19 protein-coding genes are annotated in these 20,950 nt (G+C 64.9%); 7 read left to right on the top strand and 12 right to left on the bottom strand.

Going from position 1 to position 20,950, the window contains the following annotated elements:
* Nucleotides 1–10 precede the first annotated feature (10 nt).
* Complete coding sequence (locus VFG49_RS08395) at nucleotides 11–1,246, bottom strand: efflux RND transporter periplasmic adaptor subunit (RefSeq protein ID WP_324859377.1); 1,236 nt, start codon at nucleotides 1,244–1,246, stop codon at nucleotides 11–13.
* A 337-nt stretch (nucleotides 1,247–1,583) separates the two neighbouring features.
* Between VFG49_RS08395 and VFG49_RS08400 the strand changes: the two genes are divergently transcribed.
* Entirely contained in the window at nucleotides 1,584–2,105 is a 522-nt protein-coding gene (locus VFG49_RS08400; protein WP_324859379.1) for a c-type cytochrome, read from the top strand.
* 195 nt (nucleotides 2,106–2,300) lie between these two features.
* On the opposite strand, the gene VFG49_RS08405 is transcribed toward VFG49_RS08400, so the two are convergent.
* The gene (locus tag VFG49_RS08405; protein WP_324859381.1) at nucleotides 2,301–3,491 is read right to left on the bottom strand and encodes an MFS transporter; all 1,191 of its coding nucleotides are present in this window, start codon (nucleotides 3,489–3,491) and stop codon (nucleotides 2,301–2,303) included.
* Between the two features lie 190 nt (nucleotides 3,492–3,681).
* On the opposite strand from VFG49_RS08405, the gene VFG49_RS08410 reads away from it, so the two are divergent.
* The gene (locus VFG49_RS08410; protein WP_324859383.1) at nucleotides 3,682–4,575 is read left to right on the top strand and encodes a LysR family transcriptional regulator; all 894 of its coding nucleotides are present in this window, start codon (nucleotides 3,682–3,684) and stop codon (nucleotides 4,573–4,575) included.
* Between the two features lie 55 nt (nucleotides 4,576–4,630).
* Here the strand turns inward: VFG49_RS08410 and VFG49_RS08415 are convergent, their stop codons facing one another.
* Nucleotides 4,631–5,215 (bottom strand): ACP phosphodiesterase, encoded by a 585-nt coding sequence (locus tag VFG49_RS08415; protein WP_324859385.1) that lies wholly within the window; start codon nucleotides 5,213–5,215, stop codon nucleotides 4,631–4,633.
* 57 nt (nucleotides 5,216–5,272) lie between these two features.
* Between VFG49_RS08415 and VFG49_RS08420 the strand changes: the two genes are divergently transcribed.
* From VFG49_RS08420 to VFG49_RS08435, 4 genes are all read left to right on the top strand, one after another.
* Nucleotides 5,273–5,962 carry an alpha/beta hydrolase gene (locus VFG49_RS08420; RefSeq protein ID WP_414649089.1) on the top strand — a complete coding sequence of 230 codons (690 nt, stop codon included), beginning with the start codon at nucleotides 5,273–5,275 and terminating at the stop codon, nucleotides 5,960–5,962.
* A 75-nt stretch (nucleotides 5,963–6,037) separates the two neighbouring features.
* Entirely contained in the window at nucleotides 6,038–7,159 is a 1,122-nt protein-coding gene (gene zapE, locus VFG49_RS08425) for a cell division protein ZapE (RefSeq protein ID WP_324859389.1), read from the top strand.
* Nucleotides 7,160–7,300: 141 nt separating this feature from the next.
* A complete protein-coding gene (locus VFG49_RS08430) occupies nucleotides 7,301–7,678 on the top strand; it encodes a peptidase C13 (RefSeq protein ID WP_324859391.1) in 378 nt (125 codons plus the stop codon).
* A 145-nt stretch (nucleotides 7,679–7,823) separates the two neighbouring features.
* Entirely contained in the window at nucleotides 7,824–9,665 is a 1,842-nt protein-coding gene (locus tag VFG49_RS08435) for a sensor domain-containing phosphodiesterase (RefSeq protein WP_324859393.1), read from the top strand.
* Between the two features lie 105 nt (nucleotides 9,666–9,770).
* Here VFG49_RS08435 and VFG49_RS08440 read toward each other — a convergent pair whose 3' ends face one another.
* Nucleotides 9,771–11,453, bottom strand: a complete 1,683-nt coding sequence (locus VFG49_RS08440) for an AMP-binding protein (RefSeq protein ID WP_324859395.1) — start codon at nucleotides 11,451–11,453, stop codon at nucleotides 9,771–9,773.
* Between the two features lie 239 nt (nucleotides 11,454–11,692).
* Here VFG49_RS08440 and VFG49_RS08445 point away from each other — a divergent pair, with 239 nt between their 5' ends.
* Nucleotides 11,693–12,988 (top strand): amidohydrolase, encoded by a 1,296-nt coding sequence (locus VFG49_RS08445; protein WP_324859397.1) that lies wholly within the window; start codon nucleotides 11,693–11,695, stop codon nucleotides 12,986–12,988.
* 343 nt (nucleotides 12,989–13,331) lie between these two features.
* Here VFG49_RS08445 and VFG49_RS08450 read toward each other — a convergent pair whose 3' ends face one another.
* From VFG49_RS08450 to VFG49_RS08485, 8 genes are all read right to left on the bottom strand, one after another.
* Nucleotides 13,332–13,577, bottom strand: coding sequence for a hypothetical protein (locus tag VFG49_RS08450; protein WP_324859399.1), 246 nt, complete (start codon nucleotides 13,575–13,577; stop codon nucleotides 13,332–13,334).
* A gap of 240 nt (nucleotides 13,578–13,817) precedes the next feature.
* Nucleotides 13,818–15,590, bottom strand: coding sequence for a GGDEF domain-containing protein (locus tag VFG49_RS08455; RefSeq protein ID WP_324859401.1), 1,773 nt, complete (start codon nucleotides 15,588–15,590; stop codon nucleotides 13,818–13,820).
* A 9-nt stretch (nucleotides 15,591–15,599) separates the two neighbouring features.
* Nucleotides 15,600–15,899: a hypothetical protein gene (locus VFG49_RS08460; protein ID WP_324859402.1), complete on the bottom strand. Its 300-nt coding sequence runs from the start codon at nucleotides 15,897–15,899 to the stop codon at nucleotides 15,600–15,602.
* A 182-nt stretch (nucleotides 15,900–16,081) separates the two neighbouring features.
* Nucleotides 16,082–16,912 (bottom strand): SAM-dependent methyltransferase, encoded by an 831-nt coding sequence (locus VFG49_RS08465; RefSeq protein ID WP_324859404.1) that lies wholly within the window; start codon nucleotides 16,910–16,912, stop codon nucleotides 16,082–16,084.
* A gap of 72 nt (nucleotides 16,913–16,984) precedes the next feature.
* Nucleotides 16,985–17,908: a transporter gene (locus tag VFG49_RS08470; RefSeq protein ID WP_324859406.1), complete on the bottom strand. Its 924-nt coding sequence runs from the start codon at nucleotides 17,906–17,908 to the stop codon at nucleotides 16,985–16,987.
* Between the two features lie 233 nt (nucleotides 17,909–18,141).
* Nucleotides 18,142–19,068 carry a M14 family metallocarboxypeptidase gene (locus VFG49_RS08475; protein ID WP_324859407.1) on the bottom strand — a complete coding sequence of 309 codons (927 nt, stop codon included), beginning with the start codon at nucleotides 19,066–19,068 and terminating at the stop codon, nucleotides 18,142–18,144.
* A 130-nt stretch (nucleotides 19,069–19,198) separates the two neighbouring features.
* Entirely contained in the window at nucleotides 19,199–19,936 is a 738-nt protein-coding gene (locus tag VFG49_RS08480; RefSeq protein WP_324859409.1) for a response regulator transcription factor, read from the bottom strand.
* Between the two features lie 118 nt (nucleotides 19,937–20,054).
* Nucleotides 20,055–20,717, bottom strand: coding sequence for a response regulator transcription factor (locus VFG49_RS08485; protein ID WP_324859411.1), 663 nt, complete (start codon nucleotides 20,715–20,717; stop codon nucleotides 20,055–20,057).
* Nucleotides 20,718–20,950 lie beyond the last annotated feature (233 nt).

Consider the following 20,950-nt stretch of genomic DNA (forward strand, 5'->3'; position numbering starts at 1 on the left):
CTTCGCGCCTTTAGCCGCCGCGGCGACCGCCCTGCTTCTGCGCGTTCTTCTTGGCCTTGTCCATCTCGGCCGCCGTCGGCGCAGCCGGCACTTCGCCCGGCTTGAGCGCCTTGACCTTGCTGCCCGGCTTGAGGCGGAACTGGCCTTCGGTAACCACCTTGTCGTTGAGCGCCAGGCCCGAACCGATCATCACGTGGCTGTCGCCCACTTCACCGGCCACCTTCACCGGATTCATCTTGACCGTCGCATCCTGCTGTACGAGGTACACGTAGTCGCCATCCGGACCACGCTGCACGGCCTGCGCCGGGATCACCAGGCCGCCTGCCACCGTACGCACCTTCAGGCGCACGTTGACGAACTGGCCCGGCCACAGGTCGCCCTTGGCGTTCTGGAAGATTGAACGCAGCTTGAAGGTGCCGGTGGTGGTGTCGATCTGGTTGTCGATCACGTTGAGCTGGCCATCGTTGGCGATGGTGTGGGCGTCAGCGCGGTCGAGCGCCAGCACTTCCAGCGGTTCGCTGCCGGATGCAGCCGAGCGCACCATCTCCAGGTTCTGCTCGGGCAGGTTGAAGCTGACGTAGATCGGATGGATCTGGGTCAGCGTCACCACCGCCGTGGTGGTGGTCACCACGTTGCCCGGGTCGACATTGCGGATGCCCGCGACGCCGTCGATGGGCGAGACGATGCGGGTGTAGTCCAGGTTGACCTTGGCCGAGCGCACGGCGGCCTTGTCGGCAGCCACGGAAGCGGTGAGGTTGGACACGTTGTTGCGGAAGGTGTCCATGTCCAGCTGGGCCACATAACCCTTGGCGACCAGCGCGTCGTTGCGCTTGAGCGTGCTCTGCGCAGTGGAGAGCTGCGCCTCGTCCATCTGCTGCTTGGCCTCGGCCTGGTCATAGGCGGCCTGGAAAGTGCGCGGATCGATCTGCGCAAGCAGGTCGCCCTTCTTCACTTCCTGGCCTTCCTTGAAATTGATGCTGAGCATCTGCCCGCTGACCTGCGGGTTCACCGTGACGGTGTTGAGCGCCTGCACGGTACCGAGCGCGGTGAGGTACACCGGCACGTCCTGCTTGACGACGGGTTCAACCGTCACCGGCACGGGCGTGTCCTTATCGTCCTTGCCCTTTCCCTGACCCTGACCCTGCTGCCCGCCCTCCGAGGACGGCTTGTGCAGCAGACGGAAGCCGACCGCTCCCACCACGATCACGGCCACAACGACCAGCGCGATCTTCCAAAAACGCGACATGAAAAGCTCCCAGAAATAAACGGCAGGCCCACCCGACCTCACCGGCGCGGTCCGCGCCTGACCCGTTGTCGGATGAAAGGATAGGATCAGATCAACGGAATTGGACAATGCCAGTTGACATGGGTGCCCCATGACCGATGGCAGGGTTTTACCGGCCTATCGCGTCAAAATGAAGAAAAATGCGCGAAAACACCGCGCGTGGCAAGCCGTGATAACGCGCTGCCGCCCCTGAAACTTGCCGCGGGCTTCGTCTATACTCCGGGGCTTGTTGTCTGAACCTGTGCCTAATCCGGCTGCAAGGCCGTCCCAATGATGGAGTGATTGCGTGAGCGGTTCCATGACCAAATCCGACCAGAGCTTCATGCGCAGCTTCTCGTTGCTGATCGCTGGCCTCGGCGTGCTGACCCTGCTGCTGATCGGCGGCGCGTGGTGGATCTACGACCACGAGCCGAAGGAAGTGAACCCGCAAACGGTACAGCAGACCCAGGCCCGCATCGCGCCGGCCGGTGCTGTCTACGCGGGTGACACGGGCCGCGCCGCCATGGCCGCCGCCCAGGAAGCTGCCGCCAAGGCCGCTGCCTCGCAGGTGGCCTACGGTGGCACCACCGATGGCAAGACCATCTACGACAACCTCTGCCACAGCTGCCACACCGCAGGCGTGGCCGGTGCGCCGAAGCTGGGCGACAAGGGCAATTGGGGTCCGCGCATTGCGCAGGGTCTCGACACCCTGGTCAAGCACGCGACTGACGGCTACAAGGGCCCGGATGGCAACATGATGCCGGCCAAGGGCGGCAATCCCTCGCTCACCGACGAGCAAGTGAAGAACGCGGTGAGCTGGATCGTGGACCAGGCGAAGTAATCGGCGGTTCGCCCGTCGTGCTTCGAAAAACGCCGCCCTCGGGCGGCGTTTTCGCTTCTGCTTCCGGCGCCGCCATCCCCTTGCAGGAGCGCACCCAGTGCGCGACCGCAGTGTTTTTCGGCATTGACCCTTTGCAAGGCTAACCACGCACTGGGTGCGCTCCTGCGAAATACGGCGCACGGGTCGGCTATTCCCTCACGCCCATGCCCGCTTCGCCGGCAGCACAGTCACCAGGGTCAGCGCCAGCAACAGCACCAGCGACCACGGCAACATTGCAATGCCGCCGGTCTTGAGCAGCACGCCACCAAGAACGCCACCACCGGCAATGGCGAGATTCCATCCCACCACGACCAACGACTGTCCCAGGTCCTGCTGTTCACCCGAGCGGCGCGCGACCGCCGTCTGGATCAAGGTGGCGGCGCCACCGAAGCCCAGCCCCCAAACGGCAACCGCGGCCACCAGCACGACAGGCGATGACGGCCATATCGCCATTGCCAGCGAGGCCAGCAGGAACAGGCCCGTGCCGATCGCCATGAGCGGACGCATCCAGCGATCGATCAGGGCACCCGTGATGGCGATGCTGAGCACCGAAGACACACCGAACAGCAACAGCAGGCGGTCCAATGAGTGCTGCGCGCCGGACAGCGATACGAACGGGGCAATGTAGGTGTAGAGCACGTTGTGCGCCAGCACGGCGAGCAACATCACCAGATACACCGGCAGTAGCCCCGGCAAGGCCAGCACGCCGCGCAGCGAACCGCTCTTTTGTGGCGGCAGCCCGGGGACCGACGGCAGCGCCATGCGCGCCCAGAGCACCAGCGCCAGGCTGAGCAGCGACATCAAGCCGAATACCCAGCGCCAGCCGATCAGATGGGAAAGCCAGGTGCCGGCGGGAATGCCGATGGTCATCGCCAACGGCGTGCCCAGCATCGCCACCGCAATGGCACGTCCCTGCTGCTGCGGCCCGACCATGCGGCTGGCGTAACCGGCAAGCAGCGCCCACAACAGCCCGGCGGCGACGCCACCCAGGAAGCGCGTGGCCAGCATCAACGCGTAGGACGTCGTCCAGGCCATGGCGCTGTTGACCACGGCGAAGCCGACCAGCGCGGCGAGCAACAACGGACGGCGCGGCAGGTGACTGGTGAGCTTCACCACGGGAATCGCCGTAAGCAGCGACCCCAGCGCATAGATGCTGGTGAGCTGGCCTACCAGCACGTCGCAGATGCCAAGGTCCCGGCTCATGTCGGGCAGCATGCCGGCCACGATGCACTCGGTGAGCACGGTGATGAAGGCGCCGCAGGCGAGCGCCAGCAGGCCGGCCAGCGGCAGCCGTCCGGGTACCGGATCGCAGGCACTGCCGGGCAAGGTCGTATCAACGGCGCTCATGGGTGGCCACCCTTTCCGGCGGTGGTTGTAACGACCCGGGCGACGGCCAAAGCCATCGAGGGCGCGGCGGGATTCGTTGTCATGGGGGCGTTCCTTCACGGGCAGAGAGGAACGAGAAGCTAAAGGTCGCGCAGTGGCGGAAAAATACGGGTAGAGTTCATGGCTTTACGGAACAGGAGTTCCACAATCCATGAGCGTGGACAGCCTGGGCCTGCTGCAGACCTTTGTGCAGGTGGCCGACACCCTGAGCTTCGTGGAAACCGGCCGCCTGCAAGGCGTCTCGGCCTCGGCGGTGGGCAAGGCCATCGCGCGGCTGGAACAACAGCTAGGCGTGCGACTGTTCCACCGCAGCACGCGGAGCGTGGCACTGACCGCCGAGGGGCAGCAGTTCCTTGCGCGCACCCGCCGCATCCTGGACGAGCTGGAACTGGCCGAGGCCGAGCTGTCCAACCAGTTTGCCGAGCCGCGCGGCATCCTGCGGGTGAGCCTGCCGCTGGTCAGCGGCCTGGTGCTGCCGGTGCTGTCGGACTTCATGGAAGCCTATCCGCACGTGCGGCTGGACCTGGATTTCGACGACCGGCTGGTGGATGTCATCGAAGAGGGTTTCGACGCCGTGCTGCGCGTGGGGGAACCCTCCGATTCGCGATTGAGTGCCCGCCGCGTCGGCACCTTCCGGCGCCGGCTGGTAGCGTCACCGGCGTATCTGGCGCGCAAGGGCACGCCGCTTGCGCCTGCGGAACTGGTGCACCACGACTGCCTGCATTACCGCTTCCCCACCAGCGGCAAGCTGGAAACCTGGCCCACGCCGCCGGAGATGGAGGTTCCCATCACCATGGTGTGCAACGACGTGGACACCCGCGTGTGCTTCGCCATGCGCGGTCGCGGCATCGCCTACATACCCGAACACGCGGTGCGCGCCGCGCTTGCCTCGGGCGAGCTGGTGACAGTGCTGGACGAGTACGCCAACATGTGTGGAACGTTCTACCTGCTGTGGCCGTCAGGGCGGCACATGCTGCCGAAGCTGCGCGCCTTCGTGGATTTCATGGGCGAGCGGCTGCTGGCCGGCAATCTGGGTAGTCCATAGCGGCCTGGCGAAGACCGCTTCACCGCACGGTCGCCATCGCCACGCATGGTCCGGGTCAGTGCTCTTCGATCCACCGCGCCGAGAACGCCTGCAGCTGTGGGAAGAACGCCTCGAAATGCGCCTGCAGCGGACGCTCCAACCCGCTCAACACGGGCAAGGCGCCGCTGACCGGGTTGGCCCGGCGCAGGCGCTGGGAAATGCCATCGAATGCCGCGGCCATCTCCTCAGGCCGCGCATAGCCAGCCGGCAGTGCATGCGCCTCCATGTAAAGGCGAAAGCGCTGCAGGCTCGGCGGCAACAGGGCGTCATGGCGATCCAGCATCTGGCGCACGCCCATCGAATACGCGTCCAGCGCCTGCTCGCTCCAGCGCGGAAAATCACGCGCCAGCAGGTGATCAAACCACATGTCCAGCAGGATGCCGCCGTAGCGCCGATACGGTGCGGGCAAGCGTTCGCGCGCCGCTGCCACTTCCGGATGGCTGTCCGTGTAGACGTCGATGGCCCGGTGCAGGCGAATGCCCGTCACCAGTCGTTCGGGCAGCGAAGGATCAGGCTGGCCATGGACGAAATCGCCCATCAAACCGCCCAGTTGCAGCAGTTCGTCGTCCCCCGCGAGCAGGGTATGGGCGAGGTGATTCATGCGCGCTGCCTTGGCCCGCGGCTACGGCGGCCATACGTGGCGGTTATCATTCTGGCCATGAACCCCGTCATGCTCCCCACCCAGCCCGACCATTTTCCCGAGCAGGCCTCCAGCTTCGCGCTGCACGGGCCGGCCGGCAAGCTCGAAGCCATCAGCGATGTGGCGGTGCCCGAAGAGGCCCGCCGCGGTACGGCCATCATCTGCCATCCGCACCCGCTGCAGGGCGGCACCATGCACAACAAGGTGGTGACGATGGTGGAGCGCGCGCTGCGCGAATCGGGGCTGGACACCATCCGCTTCAATTTCCGCGGCACCGGTGAATCGGAGGGCATCTACGACCACGGCAACGGCGAGGGCGATGACCTGGCCGCCGTCGCTGCGTGGCTGCGCAGCGTGCGCTCTGGCGATGCGCTGTGGCTGGCCGGTTTCTCGTTCGGCAGCTATGTCTCCCTGCGCAACGCAGTGCGCCTGCATGCCGATGCCCTCATCAGCATCGCGCCACCCGCCGGTCGCTGGCCGTTCGAGGGCATCTCGCTGCCCACCTGCCCCTGGCTGGTCGTGCAGGGCGAGGAAGACGAGATCGTCGATCCGCAGGCCGTGTTCGACTGGATCGACGGCATGAAGAGAAAACCCGAGCTGGTGCGCATGCCCGAGACCAGCCATTTCTTCCACCGCCGCCTGATGGACCTGCGCGGTGTCATCAAGCACGCGGTGCAACCCTGGCTGCCGCCGCTGCGGCAGGACTGATGCCGCGCATGCCGTTCCATCTGCCCCGTCAGCACGCTCCCCACGGGCGTCCGTCCATCGAAGCCGTTGTACCCCATGAGTGATATCCCCCTGCTCGCGCCCAGCGCGCGTTACCAAGAAGGCGTCGCCGCGCACCGCTGGGAGGCCGATCCGGCCCAGCAGGCACTGCTGCCCGAATTCGATCGCATGCACGCCGAACTGGTCGCCAGGGCCGCCAGCGGCAACGGCGGCGGTTTGTTTGGACGTCTGAAAGCGCTGCTCGGCGGCGACGACCGCGAAGGCTTGCAGGGCTTGTACCTGTGGGGCAGCGTGGGCCGTGGCAAGACCTTCCTGATGGATCTGTTCGTATCGAGCCTTCCGCACGGCATGGCGCTGCGCCGTCATTACCACCGCTTCATGGGCGAAGTGCACGAGCAGCTGCGCACGCTGGGCGAACGCCAGGATCCGCTGCTGGAAGTGGCCGCCAACATCGCCTCGCGCTGCCGCGTCGTGTGCCTGGACGAGTTCCTGGTCAACGACATCGGCGACGCGATGATCCTGGGCACGCTGCTGCAGGCGCTGTTCGAACGCGGCGTGGCGCTGGTGACCACCTCCAACACCGCGCCCGCCAACCTCTACAAGGATGGCCTGCAACGCGCGCGATTCCTGCCCGCCATCGCGCTGATCGAGAAACACTGCCGCGTGGTGCAGATGATTTCATCGCACGACTGGCGCCTGCGCGCATTGACCCAGGCGGCCGTGTACCAGACGCCACCTGGTCCGGAAGCGGAACGCGCACTCGCGCGCATCTTCACCAGCCAGGCGGAAGGCACGATCGAGGAAAGTGGCGAGATCATCCTCAACGACCGGCTCATTCCGGTGCGCAAGCGTGCGCAGAACATCCTGTGGTTCGAGTTCGCCGCACTGTGCGAAGGCCCGCGTGCGGTGTCCGATTACATCGAGCTGGCCAAGGCCGGTCCCGCGGTGATCATTTCGAACGTGCCCCAGTTCAACGTCTACAGCGACGACGCTGCGCGGCGTTTCGTGCTGCTGGTGGACGAGTTCTACGACCGCCACGTGAAGCTGATCCTTTCTGCCGCCGCGCCGATCACCGAGCTTTACGATGGCGAGCGTTTGCGCGCGGAATTCGGCCGCACCGAATCGCGGCTGATCGAAATGCAGAGCGAGGAATACCTGGCAAGCGCGCATCTGCCGTAACCTTGCCCATTGACCGGTGGCTGGGTTTGACGCCCTCACTGCTTCGCATGGTCGATCGCGCACCAGATGCGCTCCTACAGATTCAGGTCACCGCAACGAACCACGCACCAACGCAGGTTTTCACGACACCCGGGAAACACCATGTCCGTCCTGCTCGCCCTCGCACTGCAACTTGCACCCGCCGCCGGCTCCGATTTCCACGCGCGCGTCACCCAGGCCAAGCTGGCCGAAGGCGCGGCCACCGGGCCCGCGTACCAGAAGCAGATGTGGGATCGCATCGGCAACCCGACCACCGACGCTTACAAGTCGTGCCTGGCCAGCAACGCGCCAGCCGACCGCTCGCCTTTCACACTGGTTGCCGATGTCATGGCCGACGGACGCCTCGCGCAGATCGAGGTGCAACCGCAGACTCCGATCGCCCGCTGCATGGCTGGCCAGTTCGCCACCTGGATGCTGCCGGCGCCGCCCGCTTCGCCGGCGCCCTATCCGGTAGAGATCGATTTCAGTATCAAGAACTAGGCTGACCGGCCGATTTCTATGGCAAAGAACGCTTGCTGGAGCGCCCCCGGCCGCCTTCCGTCTGGCTCATTGCGGCGGCGGCTGCGGCTGCGTTAGCCTCGGGCGGGCGGAGAGGTAACGCCGTTTCTCACAGGGGTGATTCGCAATGCGCAGCAGCCCGGGATGGGACCCGAGGCACCTCGCGCCCGGCCATCCGGATGCGACGAAGGCGGCCGTCCAGACGTCCAGCACGCTCTCCCCCGACAGCTTTGCCGTGCCCGGCTTCGACGCCGTCGTGCGACTGGTGTCGCGCTCGCTCCACGTGCCGCTGGTGGCGCTGGTGCTCAACGGCGGCAACGCCTACTGGTTCGCCCACGGCAGCGCCCTGCCCCCGCACGAACCGCGCATGCTGCACCCGCTCTACCTGGAGGCCGCTCGCAGCCTCGATCCGCAGGTCGTGCTCGACACGCTGCACGATCCACGCCTGCAAGGCTCGGCACTCACCCCGGGAACCACGCAGGACCCCGTGCGTTTCTTCGCCAGCGAGCCGGTGTGCACGCTGACCGGCCAGCAGATCGGCGCGCTGTGCGTGATGGGCATGACGCCGCGCACCGAACTGTCGGAAAGCGAGCAGTCGGCGTTGCGCGATGCGGCGTCGTTGATCGGCGCCGGCGTGGTGCTGCGCAGCTACCTCGGTCGCACCGATCCGATCACGCAGCTGCCGCATCGCTATGCCTTTTTCGACGACCTGCGCCGGCACCTGCACGATGAGGCACCCCATGCGTGGGTGATCGCCATCGACCTGGCGCCAGTGCAACGCTTCAATGCCTTCATCCGCGCCATGGGGCACGCCTACGCGGACGAACTGATGCGCGCCGTCGCTCAGCGCGCGCTTGCGTGGCTTCCGCCCGATACGCGCCTGTACCAGGTTGGTGCATCGCGCTTCGCTGCCGTGCTGCCCGATCGCCACGTCGAGGCGGACACCACGCGTCTGGACGACCTGGTGAGTCGCCTGCGCCAGCCATTCGATTGCCTCGGCATACCGCTCACCATCCAACCCGGCGTCGGGCTGCTGAAGATCAACCAGAGCGAGCTGCGCGGCGGTGACCCGCTGCGACTGGTGATGAACGCCTCGCACGAAGCGCAGCACAGCGTGCGCGGCTGGGCGGTCTATGACCGCAAGCAGGACGAGTTGCATCGGCAGCAATTCTTCCTCGTCACCGAACTGGCTGCTGCGCTTACCGATCGCACCGAGCTGGATCTTCACTACCAGCCGCGCGTGGATCTCGAAAGTGGCCGATGCGTGGCGCTGGAAGCACTGGCTCGCTGGCAGCATCCGACGCTGGGCCAGGTTCCGCCCAGCCACTTCGTGGCGCTTGCCGAACGCGCGGGCCTGATGCGTTCGCTCACGCAATGGGTACTCGAACGAGGCGTGGCGCAACTGGCCGCGTGGCGCCGCGATGGCCACGACATCAAGCTCTCCGTCAACGTGTCCAGCACCGACCTTGACGCCGACCTCGTCGGCCGCCTTCGAGAAGTCGCCGAACACCACAAGGTGGGCCTGGACTCGCTGGAACTGGAGTTCACCGAAAGCACCTTGATGGAACACAGCGCCACCACGCGACGCCATCTCACCGCGATCCGCCAGCTGGGCACGGGCATTGCCATCGACGACTTCGGCACCGGCTACAGCAATCTCGCCGCCCTGCGACAGATGCCGGCCACCAGCCTGAAGATCGACCAGTCGTTCGTGCGTGGCATGGGCACGAACCATCACGACGAAGCCATCGTGCGCTCCGTCGCGCAGCTCGCGCGCAACCTTGGCTTCCGCGTGGTAGTGGAAGGCGTGGAAACCCATCACCTGTACGACAGCGTGCTGGGCATGGCCTGCGACGAGGCACAAGGCTTCCACATCTCACGCCCCATGCCCTCCTTCGACATTCCCCCTTGGCTAGCCGCCCATCGCGGCATGCCGCGGCGGGCGGACGCGCTTTCCACTCCTCTCTAAAAAATATCCGGTGCACAGGTCACCGGTGGCTCGGCGCAGTGTGATGCCCTTGTGCAGGGCACGCCCCGTGCGGAAGGCGGTTTGCGCTCGCGCACGAGTGCGCTTCTACAGGACGCGTTTCGCAGCGAGTTCTTCGGCCATCGCCTCGCGCATCAGGTACTTCTGCACCTTGCCCGTCACCGTCATGGGGAAAGCATCGACGAAGCGCACGTAGTGCGGCACCTTGAAATAAGCCAAGTGGTGCCGACAGTAGCTCTGGATCTCGGCCTCGCTCGATTCACAGCCCTCGCGCAGGCGCACCCAGGCGCACACCTGTTCGCCGAACTTCGCATCGGGTACGCCAAATACCTGCACGTCCTGCACTTTCGGATGTGTATAGAGAAACTCCTCGATCTCGCGCGGATACACGTTTTCGCCGCCACGGATGATCATGTCCTTGAGCCGGCCAACGATGGCGCAGTAGCCGTCGTCATCGATCACGGCAAGATCGCCGGTGTGCATCCAGCGCGTCTCGTCGATCGCTTCGCGCGTGCGCGCTTCGTCCTCCCAGTAACCGAGCATGACCGAGTAGCCGCGAGTGCACAGCTCGCCTGTCGTACCGCGTGGAACGACGCATCCGCGCTCGTCCACCAGCTTCACTTCCACGTGCGGATGGATGCGTCCAACGCTGTCCACGCGACGCTCAAGCGGATCCCGCGCGGTGGTCTGGAAACTGACCGGGCTCGTCTCCGTCATACCGTAGGCAATCGTCACCTCGCTCATATGCATCTCATCCATCACACGGCGCATGACCTCGGTGGGGCAAGGCGAGCCGGCCATGATTCCGGTGCGCAGGGAGCTGAGATCGAAGCGACGAAACTCCGGGTGCTCCAGCTCCGCGATGAACATCGTAGGCACACCATGCAGACCCGTGCAGCGTTCTTCCCGCACCGCTTCCAGCGTGGCCAGCACGTCGAAGCCTTCGCCGGGAATCACCATGCAGGCGCCATGCGTGACGCACGCCAGGTTGCCCAGCACCATGCCGAAGCAGTGATAGAACGGCACGGGAATGCACAATCGGTCCTGCTCGGTCAGGCGCATGGCCTCGCCGATGAAGAAGCCGTTATTGATGATGTTGTGGTGTGTCAGTGTGGCGCCCTTGGGCGCGCCGGTGGTGCCGGAGGTGAACTGGATATTCACCGGGTCGTCGAAGTTCAGCTCGCTTTCCAGCGCGTGCAGTCGCTCAATCGCCTGCGCGTCCGCCTGTTCCGTGACTTCGCACCACAAGCGCGTACCGGACGAGATTTCGTCATCGAGCAGGATCACTTCGCGAAGGGACGGAAGCCGCGCACACGCTAGTTTGCCTGCCGCGCAGTCGGCCATTTCGGGCGCAAGTTCGGCAAGCATGTCCAGGTAATGGGAACTCTTGAAACGTCGGGGCAGGACGAGTGCGCGGCAACGCACCTTGTTGAGCGCATATTCCAGTTCATGCAGGCGATACGCGGGATTGATGTTGACCAGGATGAGGCCCGCCTTGGGCGCCGCAAACTGCAGTGTCACCCATTCCGCGCGATTGGGCGCCCAGATGCCGATGCGGTCGCCACGCTCCAGTCCCAGCGCGAGCAGTCCCGCCGCGACGCGTTCCACTTCGGCATGAAACTCGCGATAGGAGAGGCGCACGTGCTGCGCGCGCACCACCAGGGCGGGACGCTCCGGATGGGTCGCAGCGATGCGATCGAGCAGCGAGCCCACAGTATCGCCAAGCAGGGGCTGCTGACTGACACCCTGGACATAGCTCGGCGCACGCATGGAGACGTCCCCTATGGTCGATGGCCGAGCATAGCACTGGTGTTTTCGCCACCACGGGAGTTCGACTTTTTGCAGGCTCGAACCCCGTGCGCGATCGGCAAAACCGCGGCTGACAGGCAATCCGGAGGACTGCAGGATGGTCACCTCGTCGGTTGCCAAAGATCGCGCGCTGGGTGCCTCCGTGCAAACAATGACGCGGGATCGCGTTAGGATCGAGCCATCTCACGCGGAGAGCTTCCATGCACCAGACCGTGCTTGCCCTCGCCCTTGCCGTCACCACCATCGGCTCCGTCCACGCTACCGACACCACGCAGCTGGTGCAGAACGAGCTTCCCCAGGTCACCAGTTGGCGCCGCGACATCCACCAGCACCCCGAACTGAGCAATCGCGAGACGCGCACCTCCGCCCTGGTCGCTGCACAACTGAAGAAGCTCGGCCTGGACGTCCGGACGGGTATCGCGCACACCGGCGTGATCGGCATCCTCAAAGGGGGAAGGCCCGGGCCGAAACTGGCCATCCGTGCCGACATGGACGCGCTGCCGGTCACCGAGGAAGTGGATCTTCCATTCGCCTCGAAGGCCAAGGGCGAATATCGCGGCAAGCCTACCGGCGTGATGCATGCCTGCGGCCACGACGCGCACACAGCCATGCTGCTTGGCCTTGCCACCGTGCTGGCGGGCATGAAGAAGGATCTTCCTGGCGAAGTGATGTTCGTGTTCCAACCCGCCGAGGAGGGCGCGCCCCCGGGCGAAGAGGGAGGTGCTTCGCTGATGCTGAAGCAAGGCGTGTTCCGCGACTTCAGGCCCGATGCCATGTTCGGGATGCACGTAGTCAGCTCGCTCAATGTCGGCACGGTCGGCGTGCGTTCCGGGCCCGCCATGGCCGGCTCGGACTGGTTCAAGCTTGTGGTGCATGGCCGCCAGACGCACGGAGCGATGCCGTGGAATGGCGTCGATCCGGTAGTCACGTCAGCCGAGATCATCAGCGCCGCGCAGACCATCGTGAGTCGCAAGCTCAACATCAGCGACCTGCCAGCCGTGCTCAGCTTCGGCATCATCGAAGGCGGCTCGCGCTACAACATCGTGCCTGATCAGGTGGAACTGCAGGGCACACTGCGCACGTTCGATGCCGGCATGCGCCAACAGGCCATCGACAACTTCAAGGGCATCGCGCAGCACATCGCCGAAGCGAACGGCGCCACGGTGGAGACCCAGTTCCCGGTGGGAGAAAGCAATCCGGTACTCGTCAATAATCCCGCTTTGTCCGTCCGCGTTCGCACAAGCATCGCCAAGGCCATCGGCGCCGACCATGTGATCGACGCGAAGCCCTGGATGGCCTCCGAAGACTTCGCCTACTTCGCGCAGGAAGTACCCAGCGTGTATTTCTGGGTGGGCTCGACGCCCGTCGGCCAGGACGCGGCGACGGCTCCTTCCAATCACTCGCCGAAGTTCTTCATGGACGAAGGGGCGCTGAAGGTCGGCATGGATTCGATGCTGCAGGCCACGCTGGATTACCTCAACACACCGCCAGGCTGATCCGAAGTTCAGAAACTGAAGCGCGCGCCCAGCAGCCAGGTGCGCCTCGGCGCTGGTTCGTAATCGCAACCATTGCCATCGTTGACGCCGGAGGCTCGGCTTGCTGTGCGGCCGCCATCGACAACGGCATGCCTCCCGGCACCAACGTGACACCCGGCACACGGCCGGGCCGTACATCCATCGACACTCTCCCGGGGAGTCAGCAGGTGGCCCTGGATCATCCCGATGCGCGGGGTATCGACGCAAGTGCAGGCCGCACGCCCTTCAGCGCGTCGTGCGAACGAAGTCACGCGAGGTGGTTGACGATGGTGGCTCGCCGCAGTCGTGTCCGCTTCGGTGATGCTCAATCGCGATCCGCGCGCTGCCCCGAGGCCAGCCGCAACATCTCGACCTCCTTCTGCAAATCACGCACTTTCTGCGTCAAGGCAAACAGCGACACGCTGGCGAAGAAGAAGCACATCGGCAGGCCGATGATGACGGTCTGCCAGATGGTTCCGTTGGAGGTTCCGGCGTAGTAGATGGCGAGCCCCACGTTGAAGGCGCATAGCGCGGTGGGTGCCCAGCTACGAATGACATCGATATGGTCCATGCGATGCTCCACGCCTGCCCAGGCGCCAGTGGGTCGCCCCGCCGGGTCGCGACAGTGCCGATCGCGGCCAGGTGCCCCGGTGGGATACGTCAGCTAGCCGTTGCCGTCTTTGAACCCGGTAACCCATCAACGCGCGACTGAGGTCACGGATGACAGCGCGGCTTGCCGGCTCGCCGAAGCCGCCGCGCTTGCGCCCGCACGGCGATGCTGTCCATCCCTACGCCAGGCTCCAGGCGTGCGTCACGCCTCGACGGAGTGCTCGCCCTCGATATCGGCGATGACGCGATTGCGGCCTGTGCGCTTGGCGCGGTAGAGCGCGGCATCGGCCTCCTTGCACAGCCGCGGCAAGGCGTAGCCCGAGGTATCGGTGCAGGCGATTCCCACGCTGGCGGAGAACGACACCAGCCCGTCGTCGCCTTGCACCGGCGATGCCTCGATGGCCGTGCGGATGCGGCCGGCAATGGCCAGCCCCTGCTCGCGCGTGCAATCGAGCAGCAGGACGCCAAATTCTTCGCCACCGACGCGCCCGAACATGTCGAGCGGCCGCAACTGCTTCTTGCAGATCTCCACCGTGCGTCGCAGCACTGAGTCGCCCATGGCATGCCCATGGGTATCGTTCACCTGCTTGAAATGATCGAGGTCGATGGAGACCAGGCAGGCCACGCCACCCTTCCTTTCCAGCTGGCGCAATGCGCGCCCGGCATCGCCAAAGAAGTGCTGGTGGTTGGAGATGCCGGTAAGACCGTCAATGCGCGACAGTTTCTTGAAGCGGAGCTGCGAGCGCTTGAGCCGCAACAGCCAGAAGACGATCGACAACAACACCAGCAGCAGCAACGCGATGTAGAGGCGGCTGGTTTCCACGGCCTTGTTGGCCAATGCCTGTTGCAGGCGCAGCGTGTTGTTCTGCCGGCTGAGCTTCTCCGTCTCCAGCTTCTGCGCCAGCATGTGCTGCTGGGCCACGTCATAAGCCAGCGCCTTGGCGCTGACATCATTGAGGTAGCCGATATCCTGCGTGACGTATTGCTCGTAATAGGCCAATGCGGCCGCCGCGTTGCCGCGCTTTTTCTCGATGAGATAAAGCACCTGGTACGCGTCCCTCAGCGACTCGCTGATGTCGCCCGCGTCGCTGGAGGCCAGTGCGGCCAGCGCAGCCTTGCTGGCATTGCCGTCGTCGCCGAGCTTCCAGTAGGCCTGTGCCAGTTCCACCTTGGAGGCGAGCAGGTTGGAGTAGTACTGGTTGGCCTGGATGCCGGGCTCGATGCGATGAAGCAGTTCAATGGCCTTGAGCGGCTCGTCTTCGTCCAGATGCAGGCTCGCCTTCACCAGCCACAAGGTGTCGGCAAACACCGGCTCCTTCGCTGCAGCACAGGCGTCGATGCCCTGCTGGAGGTCTTCGCTGGAGGAGCTGAGCTTGTGGGCGGCGTACAGCGTGGTGAGCAGCATGGCCATCGGCTGGCACGCCGTGTGGCCGGGCGGCAGCGACTGGCTCATTTCGCGCGCATAGCCTGCGGCCAGGTCGTATTGCCCCGCCGACCTCAGCAACTGCGAGAGATAGGACAGCACCATGAAACGCGTCGGCTTGTCCTGGATGGAGGGAAGCTCGGCCACCAGGCGATTGGCGAGGTCAAACGCTTCTTCGTAACGCTTGTTGTTGCCCATGTCGTCCATGAGGACCGCCGATGATTTCGCCGCCAGCAACGCATCGCCGGAGTGGGCGATCACGTCCTGGAACAGCGGGTCGGCCTTGACGTAATCCCCTTCGAACGACGCCTGCCATGCGTCCAGGTAGCGCAGTCGCCAACGCTCGCGCGTGGACATCAGCGTGGTCTGCTGCCGCGCTTCCTCCAGCAGCCGTAAGAAACGCGGGTGGTCGATGGTGCGCAGGCTCTCGGTTTCATCGAGCAGCACCGTCATGCCCGATGCCTGCGCGTGCGCCTGCATGGCGGGCAAGGCGCACAAAGCCATGGCCCCCATGACGAGCCATGGCCCCAGGCGGCGCGTCCACCGCGACATGCGTTTCGATCAGTCGTGGCTGGGTTCGGAGTGATCGGGCTTGGACGGCGGATGCGGATGGTCGTCGCCGTGATGATGGTGGTGATCCGGATCTTCCTCGTGGCCCGGCGCGTGCGTGTTGTGGTTGACGCGCATGGGCTTGTGGCCGAGCTCGGCCGACAGCAGCGAGCTGTCGCCGGATGCCGCAGCGGCCTTCAGTGCGTCCGAGGCATGGGCCTCGACCAAGGCGTTGGAAAGTTCCTCGGCCGAGGCATGACGCAGGGCTGCGTTCTTGCCGATGGCTTCCAGCAGTTCAATCGTGTCCGACATGCGTTTTCCCCTGTTCCCTGTGATGTGCGGGCCCCGGATTGAGATCCTGCGAAAACCGGTGCCACGTTGGTTGCCAGCGTGATGGAATGGACGTCCATTCCACCAGCCATGCGATGCCCGTTTCGCGCCTGCCTGCTGCGCCCGCGGGCATGGTGAAAATCCTGCCTGGTTGTCCCGTTGTCTTACCCAACCGCCGAGGCCACGTGGTCCAGCGCGTCCAGTCGAGCACGCACAGCCAGATTCGGCTTCAGCGCCGCGGCCGGCGGCAGCACCACCGTATCCTCGGCCGTCAACGCGGCACGCACCAGATCGCCCAGCGTGATCCGCCGGATGCGTGGCTTCTCGATCGGCAGCGTCGCTCCCCGATAAATGATCACTTCGTGCTCAGCCGGATAATCCTGGCCCAGCACGTCCACCAGCACCTGACGATATTCCGGGCCTGTCTCGAAACGCGTGAGCGACCTGTCACCCACCAAGCCGGCCTGCCACAGCACCAGGTAGCCGGTGGTGTCGATGCGCCGCTCGTAGAACAGCAGCTGGCTGGCCTCGAAGTGCTGGCAGCCGAACCGGCCCGGGTCGATGCCCAGGTCCGCATAGAGGCAGTCCTCGGCGGAAATGCCCGGCTCCATGTGCGCCTGGAATCCCTCGGCCCGCGCCACCTCGATGGCCTTGTGGGGCGACCAGGCAAAAATGCCGGGATGCCCGTAGAAGACGGCGCACACGCGCTTGCCTGCGCGCACTTCGGTCAGCAACAGGTCCACCCATTGTCGGTAAGTGATCAGCCGCGACTGCCCGTCGAGGTAGTAAGGCTGCAGGCTGCGCACGTCCGGGTTCATCCGGTGCAGCCATTGCTCTACGATCTGGTCAGAAAGTGCCGCAAATACCACCTCCGCCTGCTCGATGTGGCTGCGCGCCAGCGGCGTGAGATGGGAACCCAGGGTCATGCCCATGCCCACGCAGGCAAGGCTGCCGCGTGAGGAGGTGCCTGGTGTCGTCGAAAGGGTCGTAGTCATCGACGAACCATCAAGCAACTTCCGTGCCTCGCCAGGCCCGCCTCTCGGTGGGAACCCCCGCAGGTGCAGGGTTCACCGATCGAACCACCGGTACTGCAACGCCGTTGAAAAGCCCGTGTAATCGCCACCCAGCCGCGTGACCAGGCCATTGGACACGGCGAACTTGGCCGACCAGTGGCGGTTGATGGGTGCGGAAAGCGTAAGGCCCCAGCGCATGTTGGATTGGCGATCATGATCCGGCACACCGTCGAGACCGGTCCGCCCGCCCACGACGTAGCCGATGTCGGCTGCCATCCAGATGCGCGAGCGGAACGTGTAGCCGGCATGCAACTGCACGGTGCCCAGCGGATCCTGGCTGCGCACGCGGCCACGGTAGAAACTGTCGTTGTCGGTAAAGAAGTACGCGCCCGCGGACGCCTCCAGGAACCAGTTCGCCATGGGCCACGAAATGCCGATCTCCGGCTTGAACGACCAGCGATGGGTGCCGATGTTGACCAGGTGCTCGGCATTGTAGGCACCCGTCGGCGCGGACACGGTCAGGCTCACGCCCACCGCGGTGGATGGCGTACGCGTCATGAATTCCGAGGGCGCCAGCGCCGGACTTCCGACGATGTTGTACGCAAGGCGCAAGCGCAGGTCGCCCAGGCCCTCGCGATGGATCGCAGTGGGTGCATCGATCACGTTCCCGCTCAGGTCCCCGCTCACATAGGGAACGCCGATCGCGATCGACGAGCTGTGGCCCGCAAGGCCAAAGGTGCGCACATAGGCCAGCACGACGCTGTTGATCCTGGCCTGCACGTCGGTGACGGGCAACGAGGGATCGGTCAGCACGTCACCACTGAGGCGCGTGTAGCCCACATCGAGGAAGTTGGTGCCAGTAGGGGACGGCGAATACGAGCGCGGTTCCAGCTCCTGTGCACCGGCCGATCCGGCGCACAGCGCCCACGCCAGGCCGGCTGCTTTCAGCACGACGTGGTGAGTCGATGCACGCCTCATGGCCCGCCCCGGCGGACGATGGGGCGCATCAGGATGCAGGCAACCACCAGTGGCTGCTTCATGTCCGACTTCGCCTGACCAAGGTCTGCCGGACAGAGTGCCGTTCATCGAGCCACCAACGCGACTGCAAATCTACGGCTGATGGGCGCGTAGATTTACTTAAGGCAGCTCAAGCCCACGGCAGGGGATGAAAAGCCGCCAGCCAGCCCGGGCGATGGATGTCATCGGTAGCTTTAGCTGTCCACATGTCGCAAGGCGTAATCCATCGCCGCGCGCACCGCGGCGACCTGGGCATCGTTGCACTGCTGTGGCGTGGCGCGCGGGCTGTCGGGATAGACCTCGGTGGTGGTCGCGTAGCGTGCATTGGTGATGCCCGCGCACAGGTTCCATTGCTTCACCGGAAACTTGATGACGCCCGGCATCAGCAGCGGCGCCCCGATGATCTCGCCGCGTGCATCGGCCTCGGCGATATGGGTCACCTTCGCCACCGCTTCGATCACGGCGCGCTGAAATTCGGGCTGGGGACGCTCGGTATCGTCTACCAGATAGAAACCATCGGGAACCTCGCCGGGCTCGAACGCCTTGCCATCACGGGCCGCAAGCGCAGGTCGGAACTCGGACTCGTCCGAATCCGTGGTTTCGTGCAGGTCGATATGCATCAGCACCGCATCGCGCAGCGGTTCCAGCAGGTCGACCAGCGCTGCCGATTCGCCCGCAGGACTGTGCTTGCGGAAATTGCGATTGGGATCGAGCGCGTCGGGGTTCCAGCGATTGATACGCTCATACGCCCACGGACTGACGCACGGCACCACCAGAAGATTGGCCCGGCCGTCATGCTCGTGGCCGTGCCGCTGCAGGAACTGCAACGCGCCGTGCACACCGCTGGTTTCGTAGCCGTGCACGCCACCGGTCACCAGCAGCACCGGCAGATCCTCGCGCCAGCCGCGGCTTCGCACGGCCAGCAACGGGTAATGCTCCGCGCCATAGTCCAGCGAACCGTATGCGAACACGTCGAAGGATTCGCGCAGGCGATCGATGGCGCTCGCCACCTCATCCGCATAGCTGCGCTGCCGGCCCTGCTTTGCGAGCCACGCAGCCCGTTCCTGTACGCCCCACGGCTGCCCGGGAATGCCGATGGGATAAAAAGCCTGGTCGCCCATGGTGAAGTCGTCGTTTTGAGTTGGGCGTACTTTATCACCCTGCCCTCGGGCCGACCGCCCGGGCCGTGCCCTCGTCGAGTCCCGACATGCCGCAGACCGTCATCGCCAGAACCTGCAACGCAGGTTCCGTCTACGCATCGATCGCGAGGAAATAGCCCTGGCCACGCGAGGTGAGCAACGGCAACGGCACGCCGGCAGCCTCGTGCGCCTTCTTGCGCAAGCGGAACACCATCATCTCCAGGCGATGCGGATCAAATTCATAAATGTCCGAGGTGAGCGCGCTGATCAGCTGTTCGCGCGTCACCGGTTCGCCGCGGGCATCGATCAGTACGCGAAGAATGCAGCGCTCGGGAGCGGTCAGCGGCAAGATCTTTCCGCCCGGCTCCACGAGACACCAGTCATCGGTATCCATGCGCCACTTGCCAAGGCCTTCCGGCGCAGGCTGCGCGCTGGACATGGCCGCGAGGCGGCGGCCCACGTTGTGCAACGTCGCGGCCAGGATCTCCATGTTCACCGGCTTGAGGAGAAACGCATCGGCACCGCGCGTCAGTGCCTCAAGGTGTTCGTCCGTGCCGGTGTTCGCGGTCAGCATGACAATGCCCAGCCTGGACACATCACGAAGATGCTTGAGCACGCTCAGGCCATCCTCGTCGGGAACACCGATGTCCAGCACCGCCATGTCAAAACGTTGGCCAAGCAGGCTTCGATAGAGCTCGGCTGCCGTCCCGGCGCCTACCGCTTCAAACCCGAAATAGCGCAATCCCGGCAGGATGATGCCCTCTCGAAGCTGGGCATCGTCTTCCAGTACAGCGATGCGCCATACCCTGTTGGCATCAGCGGCGGGCGAGCGTGGTGCTAGGTCTTTCATGATGGGCACGTCGAGATGGTTGATCTGGGTTGCCACCGCCGAGGCTGGTCGCCTCGGGGCTTGAAAGTGAGCCTTGGGCAACGCCGGTAACTTCGTGATGGCCGGATGACTGGCGCAATCAGGTTGTCTCCTGGAAGACATAACCGTAGCCGCGCACCGTAGCCAGCGGCAAGGTAACGCCCGCGGCCACCCTGGCCTTTCTGCGCAGGCGATGAACAACGATTTCCATGCGACCCGGATCGAACTCACTGACGGCGTCGGTCAACGCGCCAACGAGATGGTCGCGCGAGAGCGGTTGATCGCTCCTTTCCATCAGCGTCCGCAGTATGCATCGCTCCGGTGCGGTCAGCGGCACCGACTTGCCGGAAGGCGTGATGAGGCACCAGCCCTCGGTGTCCAGTTGCCAGTAGCCGGAAGGCCTTGCGGCCACCATGTCATGTCGCTGCATGACCACGCGACGGCCAATGCTGTGCAGCGTGGCCGCCAGTACTTCCATGTCGACGGGCTGCTTGAGGACGGCATCCGCGCCGCGCGAAAGCGCCGCCAGATGATTGCGCTCCGTCGCGCTTTCCATGATCACCACGATGCCTAGCGCGGCGTGGTTGCGCAAGGCGCCAAGGACATCCATCGCGTTCTCGCCGGGCACCCCGACATCGAGCACGACCATGTCGACATGGCTCGATCGCACGCGACGATGAAGTTCCGCCGCACTCACCGCGCCAATGACCTCGAAGCCGAAGAACTCCAATCCCGGACCGATGATACTTTCGTGGTGCCTCACGCCATCTTCCAGCACGGCAACGCGCCATGCACGATGGGTGGAGTGTGGCGGCGGGTTATCGCTTGCGTGGTTCATTTGCTGGAAAGCGGGCTGCCAGTTGCAAAGAGTCAGTGTCCGCACGCCACTCCTTCGACGCGCGGACGGTGGAGCACGGTGTCTTTCCCGGGTGTAGGAGAGACACCGGTCAACCTCCATGTCTACAGGGGGAACGAGCCTGGCCAAGGCAGGACTCA

The sequence above is a fragment of the Dyella sp. genome (assembly GCF_035685885.1).
Lineage (GTDB): Bacteria > Pseudomonadota > Gammaproteobacteria > Xanthomonadales > Rhodanobacteraceae > Dyella.